This is a genomic window from Streptomyces sp. SBT349, from assembly GCF_001083795.1.
Taxonomy (GTDB): Bacteria; Actinomycetota; Actinomycetes; order Streptomycetales; family Streptomycetaceae; genus Streptomyces.
Genome location: NZ_LAVK01000009.1, coordinates 14,636 through 28,515 on the forward strand (window position 1 = coordinate 14,636; position 13,880 = coordinate 28,515).

At 71.3% G+C, this 13,880-nt stretch carries 11 protein-coding genes; 10 read left to right on the plus strand and 1 reads right to left on the minus strand.

Features of this window, described 5'->3' with window-relative positions; genetic code table 11:
* Positions 1-14: 14 nt before the first annotated feature.
* From nuoE to nuoN, 10 genes are all read left to right on the plus strand, one after another.
* Positions 15-818 carry an NADH-quinone oxidoreductase subunit NuoE gene (gene nuoE / locus ADY01_RS02240; protein WP_049564731.1) on the plus strand — a complete coding sequence of 268 codons (804 nt, stop codon included), beginning with the start codon at positions 15-17 and terminating at the stop codon, positions 816-818.
* Positions 815-2,170, plus strand: a complete 1,356-nt coding sequence (gene nuoF, locus ADY01_RS02245; RefSeq protein ID WP_049564656.1) for an NADH-quinone oxidoreductase subunit NuoF — start codon at positions 815-817, stop codon at positions 2,168-2,170. Before nuoE ends, nuoF begins: the two co-directional genes overlap by 4 nt.
* Positions 2,167-4,680: an NADH-quinone oxidoreductase subunit G gene (locus ADY01_RS02250; protein ID WP_049564659.1), complete on the plus strand. Its 2,514-nt coding sequence runs from the start codon at positions 2,167-2,169 to the stop codon at positions 4,678-4,680. The genes nuoF and ADY01_RS02250 overlap by 4 nt, the downstream gene beginning before the upstream one ends.
* The gene (nuoH, locus tag ADY01_RS02255; RefSeq protein WP_049564661.1) at positions 4,680-6,062 is read left to right on the plus strand and encodes an NADH-quinone oxidoreductase subunit NuoH; all 1,383 of its coding nucleotides are present in this window, start codon (positions 4,680-4,682) and stop codon (positions 6,060-6,062) included. The genes ADY01_RS02250 and nuoH overlap by 1 nt, the downstream gene beginning before the upstream one ends.
* Positions 6,055-6,666 carry an NADH-quinone oxidoreductase subunit NuoI gene (nuoI, locus tag ADY01_RS02260; RefSeq protein ID WP_049564663.1) on the plus strand — a complete coding sequence of 204 codons (612 nt, stop codon included), beginning with the start codon at positions 6,055-6,057 and terminating at the stop codon, positions 6,664-6,666. The genes nuoH and nuoI overlap by 8 nt, the downstream gene beginning before the upstream one ends.
* Positions 6,663-7,568 (plus strand): NADH-quinone oxidoreductase subunit J, encoded by a 906-nt coding sequence (locus ADY01_RS02265; protein ID WP_049564666.1) that lies wholly within the window; start codon positions 6,663-6,665, stop codon positions 7,566-7,568. Before nuoI ends, ADY01_RS02265 begins: the two co-directional genes overlap by 4 nt.
* Positions 7,565-7,864, plus strand: a complete 300-nt coding sequence (gene nuoK / locus ADY01_RS02270; protein WP_049564667.1) for an NADH-quinone oxidoreductase subunit NuoK — start codon at positions 7,565-7,567, stop codon at positions 7,862-7,864. The genes ADY01_RS02265 and nuoK overlap by 4 nt, the downstream gene beginning before the upstream one ends.
* 13 nt (positions 7,865-7,877) lie before the next feature.
* The gene (gene nuoL, locus ADY01_RS02275) at positions 7,878-9,773 is read left to right on the plus strand and encodes an NADH-quinone oxidoreductase subunit L (RefSeq protein ID WP_049564669.1); all 1,896 of its coding nucleotides are present in this window, start codon (positions 7,878-7,880) and stop codon (positions 9,771-9,773) included.
* A 10-nt stretch (positions 9,774-9,783) separates the two neighbouring features.
* Positions 9,784-11,409, plus strand: a complete 1,626-nt coding sequence (locus tag ADY01_RS02280; RefSeq protein ID WP_049564672.1) for an NADH-quinone oxidoreductase subunit M — start codon at positions 9,784-9,786, stop codon at positions 11,407-11,409.
* Between the two features lie 115 nt (positions 11,410-11,524).
* The gene (nuoN, locus tag ADY01_RS02285) at positions 11,525-13,132 is read left to right on the plus strand and encodes an NADH-quinone oxidoreductase subunit NuoN (protein ID WP_049564674.1); all 1,608 of its coding nucleotides are present in this window, start codon (positions 11,525-11,527) and stop codon (positions 13,130-13,132) included.
* A gap of 105 nt (positions 13,133-13,237) precedes the next feature.
* Here nuoN and ADY01_RS02290 read toward each other — a convergent pair whose 3' ends face one another.
* Positions 13,238-13,792, minus strand: a complete 555-nt coding sequence (locus ADY01_RS02290) for a hypothetical protein (protein ID WP_049564676.1) — start codon at positions 13,790-13,792, stop codon at positions 13,238-13,240.
* Positions 13,793-13,880: the final 88 nt, after the last annotated feature.

Below are 13,880 nucleotides of genomic sequence, written 5' to 3' on the forward strand. Positions count from 1 at the left end.
TCGGCATCCCGCCGATGCCGGCGCCCGACTACCCGGCCGAGGTCAGGGCACGGCTGGAGGCGGACGCCGCCGAGGTGGTGGCCCGCTATCCGGACAGCCGCTCGGCCCTGCTGCCGCTGCTCCACCTCGTGCAGTCCGAGGAGGGCCATGTCACCCGCACCGGCATGCAGTTCTGCGCCGAGGTGCTGGACCTGACCACCGCCGAGGTGTCCGCGGTCGCCACGTTCTACACGATGTACCGGCGCAAGCCCTCGGGCGAGTACCAGGTGGGGGTCTGCACCAACACCCTGTGCGCGGTGCTCGGCGGCGACGCCATCTTCGACGCCCTCAAGAGCCACCTGGGCGTGGGCAACGGGGAGACCACCGAGGACGGCAAGGTCACCCTGGAGCACATCGAGTGCAACGCGGCCTGCGACTTCGCGCCCGTGCTCATGGTCAACTGGGAGTTCTTCGACAACCAGACCGTCGAGTCCGCCAAGCGGCTGGTCGACGAGCTGCGCGCCGGCGCCGAGGTGACCCCCACCCGGGGCGCCCCGCTGTGCGACTTCAAGAAGACCGCCCGCCTGCTGGCCGGGTTCCCCGATGAGCGCCCCGGCGCCACCGAGGCCGGCGGCAGCGCCGGGCCCGCCTCGCTGGCCGGGCTCCGGCTGGCCAAGGGCGAGACCGGCCCCGCCACCGTGGTCGCCCCGCGGAACCCGAGCCTCCCGCACGACCGGCCCCCGTCGACGCACGAGAGCCGCCACGACGCCCCGCAGCCGAGCTCGGCGTCCGACCCGAACCACCCCGCCGGCCCGGTGACCGAGGAGGGTGAGCGATGAACGGCACCGTCGACGAGACCAGTCCGGAGAAGCTTCTGACCCCGGTGCTCTCCGCGTTCTGGGACCAGGAGAGGTCCTGGACGCTGGACGTCTACCGGGCCAACGGCGGCTACCGGGGCCTGGACAAGGCCCTGGCCATGCCGCCCGACGACGTGATCGCCTACGTCAAGGACGCGGGGCTGCGCGGGCGCGGCGGCGCGGGCTTTCCCACGGGCATGAAGTGGCAGTTCATCCCGCAGGGCGACAACAAGCCGCACTACCTGGTGGTGAACGCGGACGAGTCCGAGCCCGGCACCTGCAAGGACATCCCGCTGCTGCTGGCGAACCCGCACTCCCTCATCGAGGGCATCGTGATCGCCTGCCACGCCATCCGCTCCAACCACGCCTTCATCTACCTGCGCGGCGAGGTCGTCCCCGTGCTGCGCCGCCTCCACTCCGCGGTGGCCGAGGCGTACGCCGCGGGCTACCTCGGCAAGGGCGCGCTGGGCGAGGGCGGCGACCTGGAACTCACCGTGCACGCCGGCGCCGGCGCGTACATCTGCGGCGAGGAGACCGCGCTGCTCGACTCCCTGGAGGGACGTCGCGGACAGCCAAGGCTCAGGCCCCCCTTCCCCGCGGTCGCCGGCCTGTACGCCTGCCCCACCGTGGTGAACAACGTCGAGTCCATCGCCTCGGTTCCCGCCATCATCGACCGCGGCAAGGAGTGGTTCCGCTCCATGGGCAGCGAGAAGTCCCCGGGCTTCACGCTGTACTCGCTCTCCGGACATGTCGCGCGCCCCGGCCAGTACGAGGCGCCGCTCGGCATCACGCTGCGCGAGCTGCTCCAGATGAGCGGCGGGATCCGCCCCGGCCACCGGCTCAAGTTCTGGACGCCGGGCGGCTCCTCGACGCCGATGTTCACCGAGGAGCACCTGGACGTGCCCCTCGACTACGAGGGCGTGCTGAGCGCCGGGTCGATGCTCGGCACCAAGGCGCTCCAGTGCTTCGACGAGACCACCTGCGTGGTCCGCGCCGTCACCCGGTGGACCGAGTTCTACGAGCACGAGTCGTGCGGCAAGTGCACGCCCTGCCGCGAGGGCACGTACTGGCTCGTCCAGCTGCTCCGCGACATCGAGTCGGGCAAGGGCCTGCTCAGCGACATCGACAAGATCGCGGACATCGCGGACAACATCAACGGCAGGTCGTTCTGCGCCCTCGGCGACGGCGCGGCCAGCCCGATCTTCTCCTCGCTGAACTTCTTCCGCGAGGAGTACGAGCGGCATGTCACCCAGGGCGGCTGCCCGTTCGACCCGGCCAAGTCCACCGCCTGGGCGGACAACGGCACCGAAGCTCACCAGGAGGTGAACGCATGACGGCCGAGGCCGCCGAGGCCGCCAAGTCCGCCGAAGACCTGGTGACGCTGACGATCGACGGCATCGAGATCTCGGTGCCCAAGGGCACCCTGGTCATCCGCGCCGCCGAGCAGTTGGGCATCGAGATCCCGCGGTTCTGCGACCACCCGCTGCTCGACCCGGCGGGTGCCTGCCGGCAGTGCATCGTGGAGGTCGAGGGCCAGCGCAAGCCGATGGCCTCCTGCACGATCACCTGCACCGACGGCATGGTCGTCAAGACGCAGCTCAGCTCGCCCGTCGCCGAGAAGGCGCAGCGCGGCGTGATGGAGCTGCTGCTGATCAACCACCCGCTGGACTGCCCGGTCTGCGACAAGGGCGGCGAGTGCCCCTTGCAGAACCAGGCGATGAGCACCGGCGCCCCCGAGACCCGGTTCGACGGCGTCAAGCGGACGTTCGACAAGCCGGTGCCGATCTCCGCGCAGGTGCTGCTCGACCGCGAGCGGTGCGTGCTCTGCGCCCGCTGTACCCGTTTCTCCAACCAGGTCGCGGGCGACCCCATGATCGAGATGCTGGAGCGGGGCGCGCTCCAGCAGGTGGGAACCGGCGAGGGCGACCCGTTCGAGTCGTACTTCTCCGGCAACACCATCCAGATCTGCCCGGTCGGCGCGCTCACCTCCGCCGCCTACCGGTTCCGCTCGCGCCCGTTCGACCTGGTCTCCTCGCCGAGCGTCTGCGAGCACTGCGCCGGCGGCTGCGCCACCCGCACCGACCACCGGCGCGGCAAGGTCATGCGGCGGATGGCCGCCGACGACCCGCAGGTCAACGAGGAGTGGATCTGCGACAAGGGCCGCTTCGCGTTCCGCTACGCCCAGCAGCCCGACCGGCTCACCTCCCCGCTGGTGCGGGACGCGGAGACCGGCGAACTGGCGCCCGTCAGCTGGCCCGAGGCGCTGCGCGTCGCCGCCGAGGGCCTCGCCCGGGTCGGGGACAGGGACGCGGCGGTTCTCACCGGCGGCCGGCTGACCGTCGAGGACGCCTACGCCTACGCCAAGTTCGCGCGGGTCGCCCTGTCGACCAACGACGTGGACTTCCGGGCCAGGCCGCACAGCGCGGAGGAGGCGGCGTTCCTAGCCTCCCGCGTCGCGGGGCACGGGCTCGACCTCGACGGGAGCGGGCCCACCCACGCGTCGCTCGAAACCGCGCCGGCCGTGCTGCTGGTCGGCTTCGAGTCCGAGGAGGAGGCCCCCGGCGTCTTCCTGCGGCTGCGGAAGGGCAACCGCAAGCGCGGCACCCGGGTCTTCTCCGTCGCCACGCACATCACCCGCGGCCTGGCCAAGACCGGCGGCACGCTGCTCGCGGCGGCGCCGGGGACCGAGCCCGCCTGGCTGAACGCGCTGGCCGACGGCGAGGGCCTGGACGACCGCGGGCGCGGCGCCGCCGAGGCGCTGCGTGCCGAGGGCGCGCTGATCATCGTGGGCGAGCGGCTCGCCGCCGTCCCCGGCGGCTACACCGCCGCCGTCGCCGCTGCCGCCGCCACCGGAGCCACCCTGGTGTGGATTCCGCGCCGGGCCGGCGAGCGCGGCGCCGTCGAGGCGGGCGCGCTGCCGGGGCTGCTGCCCGGCGGGCGGCCCGAGTCCTCCCGGCGGGCCCGCCAGGAGGTCGCGGGCGCCTGGGGCCTGGGCGCGCTGCCCGAGCGGCCCGCCCGGGACACCGGGAAGATCGTCGAGGCCGCGGCCGAGGGGCTGATCGGGGCCCTGGTGGTGGGCGGCGTGGACATCGCCGACCTGCCCGACCCGGCCCGCGCCGCCGCGGCCCTCGACCGCGTCGCGGAGAGCGGCTTCCTGATCAGCCTGGAGCTGCGGCCCACCGAGGTCACCCGGCGCGCCCACGTGGTCCTGCCGGTCGCCGCCGTGGTCGAGAAGAGCGGCACCTTCCTCAACTGGGAGGGGCGCTCCCGCCCGTTCACCGCCGCGATCAAGCCCGACCAGATGACCCGCCGCCTGGTGCAGACCGACGCGCGGGCCCTGAACATGCTGGCCGACGCGATGGACGCGCACCTGGGCCTGCCCGACGTGCAGACCATCAGGCGGGAGCTCGGCTCCCTCGCCGACTGGCGCGGCGACCTGCCGCTCGGCCCGACCGCGACGCCCGCCGACCTGCCGAGCCCCGGCGAGGGCGAGGCCGTTCTCGCCGGTCACCGGCTCCTGCTCGACCAGGGAACGCTCCAGGTCGGCGACAAGGCCCTCGCCGGAACGCGCCACGCGGCCGTCGCCCGCCTCTCGCCCGCGACCGCCCGCGAGGCCGGGGTCGAGGACGGCGACCCGCTCTCCGTCGCGGGACCCGCGGGCTCCCTCGCCCTGCCGCTCGCGGTCACCGAGGAGATGCCGGACCGGGTGGTCTGGATCCCGCTCAACTCCGTGGGCGGCGGCGCCTACCAGGACCTCGGCAGCGTGCCGGGCAGCGTCGTCCGCGTCTCCCCCGTGACGGCCGAGGCCGCCGGGGACGCCGAGTCTGAGGAGGTGAACGCGTGATGGCGCTCGCCCAGGAACCGGACCTGTCCATGTTCGGGAACGACCCGTTCTGGCTGATCCTGCTCAAGGCGGTCTTCTGCTTCGCGTTCCTGCTGGTCACCGTGCTCATCTGCATCGTGATGGAGCGCAAGGTGCTCGGCTGGATGCAGCTGCGCATCGGCCCCAACCGGCACGGCCCCTGGGGCATGCTCCAGTCGCTGGCCGACGGCATCAAGCTGATGCTGAAGGAGGACGTCGTCGTCAAGGGCGCCGACAAGGTGCTCTACATCCTGGCGCCGATGCTCGCCACGATCCCCGCCCTGATGGCGATCGCGGTGATCCCCTTCGGCCCCAAGGACGACCCGGTCAGCATCTTCGGGACCGAGACCGTCCTCCAGCTCACCGACCTGCCGGTCGCGCTGCTCTACGTGCTGGCGACCGCGGCCATCGCGGTCTACGGCACGGTGCTCGCGGGCTGGTCCTCCGGGTCCACCTACCCGCTGCTCGGCGGCGTGCGGGCCACGGCGCAGATCATCTCCTACGAGGTCGCGATGGGCCTGTCCTTCGCGGCCGTCTTCCTGTACTCCGGGTCGATGTCCACCTCGGCCATCGTGGAGGCGCAGGACGACCGGTGGTTCATGATCCTGCTGCCCGTCTCGTTCCTCATCTACATGGTGTCGATGGTCGGCGAGGCGCACCGCCCGCCGTTCGACATGCCGGAGTCCGAGGGTGACCTCGTCGGCGGGTACCTCACCGAGTACTCGTCGATCAAGTTCGCCTTCTTCATGATGTCCGAGTACATCCACACCGTGACGGTCTCGGCCCTGATGGTCACCCTCTTCCTCGGCGGCTGGCGGGCCCCGGCGCCGCTGAGCTTCTGGGAGGGCGCCAACTCCGGCTGGTGGCCGATGCTCTGGTTCACCGTGAAGCTCGTCGCGGTGATCTTCTTCTTCGTCTGGATCCGCGCCTCCCTGCCGCGCGTGCGCTACGACCAGTTCATGGTGCTCGGCTGGAAGGTCCTCATCCCGATCGCGCTGGTGTGGCTGATGCTGGTCGCCACCGTGCGCGCGATGGAGAACGAGGACTACGCCTTCGGCGACATCGTGATGTGGGTGCTGGGCGGGGGCCTCGTGCTCCTGCTGCTCTCCTTCGTGGTCGACGTCTTCCGCGACCGGGCCGAGCAGCGCCGCGACGAGACGGAGACCGAGGCGCGCGAGGCGCCGTTCGACCCGATGGCGGGCGGCTACCCCGTTCCGCCGCTGCCGGGACAGACCCTGCCGCCGGTGCCGCGCCGCCCGTCGCGGGCCGAGCGGGCGACGGCGTCGGTCGCTGCTGACGCGCCGGGCGGCACCGCAGGCTCCACCGAAGGAAGCCCCGAAGGAAGGGAGGGCGACGATGGCTGAGTTCCGCAATCCCGTGGGCGGCTTCGGCGTGACCTTCAAGGCCATGTTCAAGAAGCGGCTCACCGAGCAGTACCCGGAGGAGAAGAAGCCCACCGCGCCCCGCTTCCACGGCCGCCACCAGCTCAACCGCCACCCGGACGGCCTGGAGAAGTGCATCGGCTGCGAGCTGTGCGCCTGGGCCTGTCCGGCGGACGCGATCTACGTCGAGGGCGCGGACAACACCGAGGAGGAGCGCTACTCCCCGGGCGAGCGCTACGGCCGCGTCTACCAGATCAACTACCTGCGCTGCATCCTGTGCGGCCTGTGCGTCGAGGCGTGCCCCACCCGGGCGCTCACCATGACGAACGACTACGAGCTCGCCGACACCAGCCGCGCCTCCCTGATCTACACCAAGGAGGAGCTGCTCGCGGGCCTGACGGACGGCATGGTCGAGGCGCCGCACGCCCTGTACCCGGGCACCGACGAGCAGTCCTACTACCGGGGCGAGGTGCGGGGCGCCGCGCCCGGCACCACCCGGCAGCGCGTCACCGGCGAGCAGCTGGCCGAGGACGACGCGGTGCTGGCCGCCACCCGCCTCCACGATCCGTCCGGAGGGGAGAAATGAGCTCCCTCGCCGCCCTCGCGGCCGAGACCTCGACGTCCAACGGCGAGGCCGTCCAGTTCTGGCTGCTCGGACCGCTGGCCGTGGCCGGCGGCCTCGGCACCGTGCTGATGCGGCGCGCGGTGCACTCCGCGCTCTGCCTGGCCGGAACGATGGTGATCCTGGCGCTGTTCTACCTCGCCAACGGCGCCTACTTCCTCGGCATGGTGCAGATCGTCGTCTACACCGGCGCCGTGATGATGCTCTTCCTGTTCGTCCTGATGCTCGTCGGCGTCAGCAGCACGGACTCCCTGAAGGAGACCCTCAAGGGCCAGCGCTGGCTGGCCGCCGCCTGCGGGCTCGGCCTCGGCATCCTGCTGATCGCCGGGATCGGCCAGACGTCCGTGGGCTCCTTCACCGGCCTGACGCAGGCCAACTCCGGGGGCAACGTCCAGGGCCTGGCCTCGCTGCTGTTCACCCGCTACGTGGTGGCGTTCGAGGTCACCGGCATCCTGCTGACGATCGCCGCCGTGGGCGCCACGCTGCTCACCCACCGCGAGCGCGTCGAGCGCATCAAGACGCAGCGGGAGCAGGCCGAGGAGCGGGTGCGGGGCGGCAAGCAGCTCCCGCCGCTGCCCGCGCCGGGCGTCTACGCCCGGCACAACGCGGTCGACCTGCCCGGCCTGCTGCCCGACGGGACGCCGTCCGAACTGACGGTCAACGCCACGCTCCGCAGCCGCGGCCAGGTCCGCGAGGTGCACCGCGAGTCCGTGGCCGACGTGGCGACGCTCGAAAGCCGCGTGGCCCGGTACCACGGCCAGGAGTACGTGGACGAGAAGAAGGCGCTGGGCGCGAACGCCAACGGGAACGGCGCCGACGGCAGCCCCGCCGAGAACGGCGACGAGGCCGGGAAGGACCGTCCGTGAGCCCCGAGAACTACCTCTACCTCGCCGCCCTGCTGTTCACGCTGGGCGCCTGCGGGGTCCTGCTGCGGCGGAACGCGATCGTCGTCTTCATGTGCGTCGAGCTGATGCTGAACGCCGCCAACCTGGCGCTGGTCACCTTCTCCCGGATGCACGGCAACCTGGACGGGCAGATCGTGGCGTTCTTCGTGATGGTCGTGGCCGCCGCCGAGGTCGTGGTCGGGCTCGCCATCATCGTGACGGTCTACCGCTCCCGCCACTCGGCCTCGGTCGACGACGCCAGCCTGATGAAGCTGTAAGGGGACGAAACCAGTGGAGTCATTGATCGGACTGCTCGTCGGCGCGCCGCTGCTCGGCGCCGCCGTGCTGCTGGTGGGCGGGCGGCGTCTCGACCGTGTGGGGCACTGGCTGGCGACGCTGCTCGCCGCCGTGTCCTTCGTCCTGGCCGCGGTGCTCTTCTTCGACCTGCTGGGCAAGGAGGGCGAGGACCGCGCGCTCCACCAGCACCTCTTCAGCTGGGTGCCGGTCGCCGACTTCCAGGCGGATGTCGCGTTCCAGCTCGACCAGCTGTCGATGACCTTCGTGCTGCTGATCACGAGCGTGGGCACGCTGATCCACCTCTACTCGGTCGGCTACATGGAGCACGACGAGCGGCGGCGGCGCTTCTTCGCCTACCTCAACCTGTTCCTCGGCGCGATGCTGCTGCTCGTCCTCGCCGACAACTACCTGCTGCTGTACGTCGGCTGGGAGGGCGTGGGCCTCGCCTCGTTCCTGCTGATCGGCTTCTGGCAGCACAAGCCGAGCGCGGCGACGGCGGCGAAGAAGGCGTTCATCGTCAACCGGGTCGGCGATGTGGGCCTGTCCATCGCGATCCTGCTGATGTTCACCACGTTCGGCACGTTCGCGTTCGAGCCGGTGTTCGCCGAGGCCACGGGCGCGAGCGAGGCCACGCTGACCGGCATCGGCCTGATGCTGCTGCTGGCGGCCTGCGGCAAGTCGGCCCAGGTGCCGCTCCAGTCCTGGCTGGGCGACGCGATGGAGGGCCCGACCCCGGTCTCCGCGCTGATCCACGCGGCGACGATGGTGACCGCGGGCGTCTACCTCATCACCCGCTCCGGCGCCGTCTTCAACGCGGCGCCCGACGCGCAGACCGTGGTGATCGTCGTGGGCGCGGTGACGCTGCTCTTCGGTGCGATCGTCGGTTGCGCCAAGGACGACATCAAGAAGGCGCTGGCCGGCTCGACCATGTCGCAGATCGGCTACATGATGCTGGCCGCCGGGCTCGGCCCGATCGGCTACGTCTTCGCGATCATGCACCTGGTCACCCACGGCTTCTTCAAGGCCGGTCTCTTCCTGGGCGCGGGCTCGGTCATGCACGGCATGAACGACGAGGTGGACATGAGGCGTTACGGCGGGCTGCGGAGGTACATGCCCGTCACGTTCGTCACCTTCGGCCTCGCCTATCTGGCCATCATCGGCTTCCCGTACCTGTCGGGCTTCTTCTCGAAGGACGAGATCATCTACGCCGGGTTCAGCAAGGGCGGCACCGAGGGCTGGATCCTCGGCGGCGTGATGCTGCTCGGCGCCGCGCTGACCGCGTATTACATGACGCGGATCATGCTGCTGACGTTCTTCGGCGAGAAGCGGTGGCAGCCGGACGCCCACGGGCACGAGCCGCACCCGCACGAGTCCCCGCTGAGCATGACGATCCCCATGGTCGTGCTGGCGATCGGCTCGGTCGGGGCGGGCTACTTCTTCGACTTCAACGAGAACTTCGTGCACTGGCTGGAGCCGGTGACCGGCCTCGAACACGGCGACTCGCCCGTCAGCCACGGCACGGTCGGCCTCGCCGCCACCGCGGTGATGGTGGTCGGCGTCGCCGGGGCCTGGTTCCAGTACGGCCGCCGCCCGGTGCCCGTGGTGGCGCCGCGGGGCCGGTTCCTGACCCGCGCCGCCCGGCGCGACCTGCTCCAGGACGACTTCAACCACGCCGCCTTCGTCCAGCCGGGCAACTACCTGACCCGCGGCCTCGTCTACGTCGACCACAAGCTGGTGGACGGGGTGGTCAACGGCACCGCCGCCTCGTTCGGCGGTCTGTCCGGGCGGCTGCGCCGGGTCCAGAACGGCTTCGCCCGCTCCTACGCGGTCTCCATGTTCGGCGGCGCGGCTCTGCTCGTCGCCGCGACCCTGCTGATGAGGGCGGTCTGAGGAGTCTGATATGTCATTTCCCTTGCTGACGGCCACGGCCCTCACCCCCGCCATCGGCGCCGTCCTCACGGCCGCGGTGCCCGCGGCGCGGACCGGCGCGGCCAAGTGGCTGGCGCTGCTGTTCTCGCTGGCCACGGTCGGCTTCGCCGCCGCCGTGCTGCTGCGGTTCGACACCGGCGACGGCGCCGACCGCTACCAGCTCACCGAGTCCCGCAGCTGGATCGAGGACTTCGGGGTCCGGTACGAGCTGGGCGTGGACGGCATCGGCGTCGCGATGATCGCGCTGACGGCCGTGCTGATCCCGTTCCTCATCGGCGCCGGCTGGAACGACGCCGACCCCAGGGAGGGCGACGAGGCCCCGGCGAGCCGGCGGTGGCGGCCCACCCAGGGCTTCTTCGCGCTGATCCTCGCGGTCGAGGCGATGGTCATCGTGTCCTTCGCGGCCACGGACATCTTCCTCTTCTACATCTTCTTCGAAGCCATGCTCATCCCGATGTACTTCCTCATCGGCGGCTTCGGGGACCGGGCCGGGGAGCAGGGCGAGGAGGGGCAGGCGCGCCAGCGGTCGTACGCGGCCGTCAAGTTCCTCCTGTACAACCTGGTCGGCGGCCTGGTGATGCTGGCCGCGGTGATCGGCCTGTTCGTCGCCACCTCCGACCAGCTGGAGACGGGAACGTTCTCGCTCCAGGCAATCCTGGAGGCGCGCGCCTCGGGCGATCTGGAGCTGGCCACCGGGACCGAGCGCTGGCTCTTCCTCGGCTTCTTCGTGGCGTTCGCCATCAAGGCGCCGCTGTGGCCGGTGCACACCTGGCTGCCCAACGCCATGGGCGAGTCGACGGCGCCGGTGGCCGTGCTGATCACGGCCGTGGTCGACAAGGTCGGCACGTTCGCCATGCTCCGCTTCTGCCTCGGGCTCTTCCCCGAGGCCAGCGAGTGGGCGACGCCGGTGGTGATCACGCTCGCGCTGGTCAGCATCCTGTACGGCGCGCTGCTGGCCCTCGGCCAGCGGGACATGAAGCGGCTGATCGCCTACGCGTCGATCAGCCACTTCGGGTTCATCGTGCTGGGCATCTTCGCGATGACCAGCCAGGGCCAGGGCGGCGCGACGCTCTACATGGTCAACCACGGCATCGCCACGGCGGCGCTGATGCTGGTGGCCGGGTTCCTGATCTCCCGCCGCGGCTCGCGCCTGATCTCGGACTACGGGGGCGTGCAGAAGACGGCGCCGATGCTGGCCGGGACGTTCCTCATCGGCGGGCTCGCGACGCTCTCGCTGCCGGGCACGGGCCCGTTCATCAGTGAATTCCTCGTGCTGGTCGGCACGTTCAGCCGGTATGAGGTGGCCGGGATCATCGCGAGCGCCGGCATAGTGCTGGCGGCGCTGTATGTCCTGGTGCTGTACCAGCGGACGATGACGGGGCCGGTGAAGCCGGGTCTGGAGAAGCTGCCCGACCTCCGGGTGCGGGAGCTCGCCGTGGTGGCGCCGCTGATCGCGCTGCTGATCTTCCTCGGCGTCTACCCGCAGCCGCTGACCGACATCGTCAACCCGGCGGTGGAGCACACCCTGTCGGACGTCGACCAGACGGATCCGGAACCGCAGATCGCGGACGCAGACGAAGTGGAGGCGGGTCGGTGAGCGACTCCCCCAGACTTCGTCCGGGTGGTTCCCCCAGTGCGGCTGCCGAGCCGCAGACTCGTACGATGGCCGCACGCTGCCGCGCGGGCGGAGAAGCGAACGGAGGCGGCGCAGTATGAATCCGGGGGAGCTTGAGGCTCCGGTCATTGAGTGGGCCGCGCTGTCACCGAGCCTGATCGTGTTCGGCGCGGCCGTCATCGGCGTCCTGATCGAGGCGTTCGCGCCGCGCGCCGTCCGGCACACCGCCGAGGTGGTGCTGGGCGCGGCTGCGCTGGTGGCCGCGTTCGCCGCCGTGGTGGTGCTCGCCTCCGACGGGCACGCGACGAGCGAGGCGCAGATCGCGGGCATGGGATCGCTGGCCGTGGACGGCCCGGCGCTGTTCCTCCAGGGCCTGATCCTGCTGGTCGGCCTGGCGTCGGTGTTCCTCTTCGCCGAGCGGCGGCTCGAACCCGCCGCGCACGGCGCCCTCGTGGACTCGTTCGCGGCGCAGCCCGCGGCGGTCCCCGGCGGCCCGGCCGAGTTCGAGGCGACCAAGGCGGGGCACACCACCACCGAGATCTTCCCGCTGCTGCTCTTCGCCATCGGCGGCATGCTGCTCTTCCCGATGGCCAACGACCTGCTGGTGCTGTTCATCGCGCTGGAGGTCCTGTCGCTGCCGCTCTACCTGCTCTGCGCGCTGGCCCGCCGCCGGCGGCTGCTGTCGCAGGAGGCGGCCCTGAAGTACTTCCTGCTGGGCGCGTTCGCCTCGGCGTTCCTGCTCTTCGGCATCGCGATGATCTACGGCTACGCGGGCACGGTGAGCTACTCGGGCATCGCGGACGTGGTCAGCGGCCAGCCCGCCGCCGTGAACGCGGGGCTCGCCTCCACCATGGGCAACGACGCGCTGCTGCTGATCGGCGGCGCGATGATCTCGATGGGGCTGCTGTTCAAGGTGGGCGCGGTGCCGTTCCACATGTGGACGCCCGACGTCTACCAGGGCGCGCCGACGCCGGTCACCGGGTTCATGGCCGCGGCCACCAAGGTGGCGGCCTTCGGGGCGCTGCTGCGGCTGCTGTACGTGGTGCTGCCGGGGCTGCGCTGGGACTGGGAGCCGGTGCTGTGGGGCGTGGCCATCGCCTCCATGGTGGCGGGCGCCGTCATCGCCATCACGCAGACCGATGTGAAGCGGCTGCTGGCGTACTCCTCCATCGCGCACGCCGGGTTCATCCTGGCCGGTGTGGTGGCGGTGACCGAGGACGGCGTGTCCTCGGTGCTGTTCTACCTGGCGGCGTACTCGTTCGTGACGCTGGGCGCCTTCGCCGTGGTGACGCTGGTGCGGGACGCGGGGGGCGAGGCGACCCACCTGTCGAAGTGGGCCGGGCTCGGGCGGCGTTCGCCGCTGCTGGCGGCGGTCTTCGCGCTGTTCCTGCTGGCGTTCGCCGGGATTCCGCTGACCTCCGGCTTCTCGGGGAAGTTCGCGGTCTTCAGGGCGGCGGCCGACGCGGGCGCGATGGGCCTGGTGATCGTGGGCGTGCTGGCCTCGGCCATCGCCGCGTTCTTCTACATCCGGGTGATCGTGCTGATGTTCTTCAGCGAGCCCAAGCCCGACGGGCCCTCGGTCGTCATCCCGTCCCCGCTGACGATGTCCGTGGTGGGCCTCGCGGCGGCGGTCACGGTGGTGCTGGGCGTGGCCCCGCAGTACTTCCTCGATCTGGCGAGCGACGCCGGGGTGTTCGTGCGCTGACGCGCGCACGCCCGCACGCGCAAGGCCGGAGGGCCGGACCCGCGGGTCCGGCCCTCCGGCCTTGCGTTGCCTTGCCTCCTCGGTGCCGTCGGCACCCCTTCCGCGTCAGTACGCGGACGTGTACTCCTGGGAGGCGCCCGAGCCCCAGGCCACGTTGAGCGTCTCGCCGTTCATGGCGAACGTCGCCGAGGTCTCGGTGAACGCGCTGTCGCCGATCTGCGTACAGGTCATGGTCAGGGCGTCGCCCGAGAGGGTGCCCGAGCACAGGTCACCCTCCATGCTGTCGCTCTCCTCGAAGGAGACGCTCCCGGCCGAGATGATGAACGTGGCCTCGCCGCCGTCGGCGGCCGTGGTGATCCACATCCCGTCGTACGAGCCGTCGCCGCCACCGCCGCCGGTGGCGCCACCGCTGTCACCGCCCGAGTCGCCGCCGCTGTCACCGCCGCTGTCGCCGGAGGGCGGGGGGACCTCGATCTCGCCGCCGTCGGCACCCTCGACGCTCTCGTCGAACTCGGGCATCTCGGGGGCTTCGGGAACATCCTCCGGGTCGAATGCGCCGCTCCCGAACGGGCTGCCTTCCTTGTCGCCGCCGCAGCCGCTCAACAGCAGCGCGGCTGCCGCCGCGGCTGCCGGGGCGACGAGCCGTATGGACCTACGCATGGGTTCCCCTCAAATGTCGAACGTGGTCGTGGCAGGTTATCCCGGCGGATAGTGGGGTAGTCCGAAGTGTTACGCCTATGTGGCATTC

Coding starts and splice junctions, on each gene's coding strand:
- nuoE (WP_049564731.1), top strand. CDS start 15: ATGCCGGCGCCCGACTACCCGGCCGAGGTCAGGGCACGGCTGGAGGCG.
- nuoF (WP_049564656.1), top strand. CDS start 815: ATGAACGGCACCGTCGACGAGACCAGTCCGGAGAAGCTTCTGACCCCG.
- ADY01_RS02250 (WP_049564659.1), top strand. CDS start 2,167: ATGACGGCCGAGGCCGCCGAGGCCGCCAAGTCCGCCGAAGACCTGGTG.
- nuoH (WP_049564661.1), top strand. CDS start 4,680: ATGGCGCTCGCCCAGGAACCGGACCTGTCCATGTTCGGGAACGACCCG.
- nuoI (WP_049564663.1), top strand. CDS start 6,055: ATGGCTGAGTTCCGCAATCCCGTGGGCGGCTTCGGCGTGACCTTCAAG.
- ADY01_RS02265 (WP_049564666.1), top strand. CDS start 6,663: ATGAGCTCCCTCGCCGCCCTCGCGGCCGAGACCTCGACGTCCAACGGC.
- ADY01_RS02280 (WP_049564672.1), top strand. CDS start 9,784: ATGTCATTTCCCTTGCTGACGGCCACGGCCCTCACCCCCGCCATCGGC.
- nuoN (WP_049564674.1), top strand. CDS start 11,525: ATGAATCCGGGGGAGCTTGAGGCTCCGGTCATTGAGTGGGCCGCGCTG.
- ADY01_RS02290 (WP_049564676.1), bottom strand. CDS start 13,792: ATGCGTAGGTCCATACGGCTCGTCGCCCCGGCAGCCGCGGCGGCAGCC.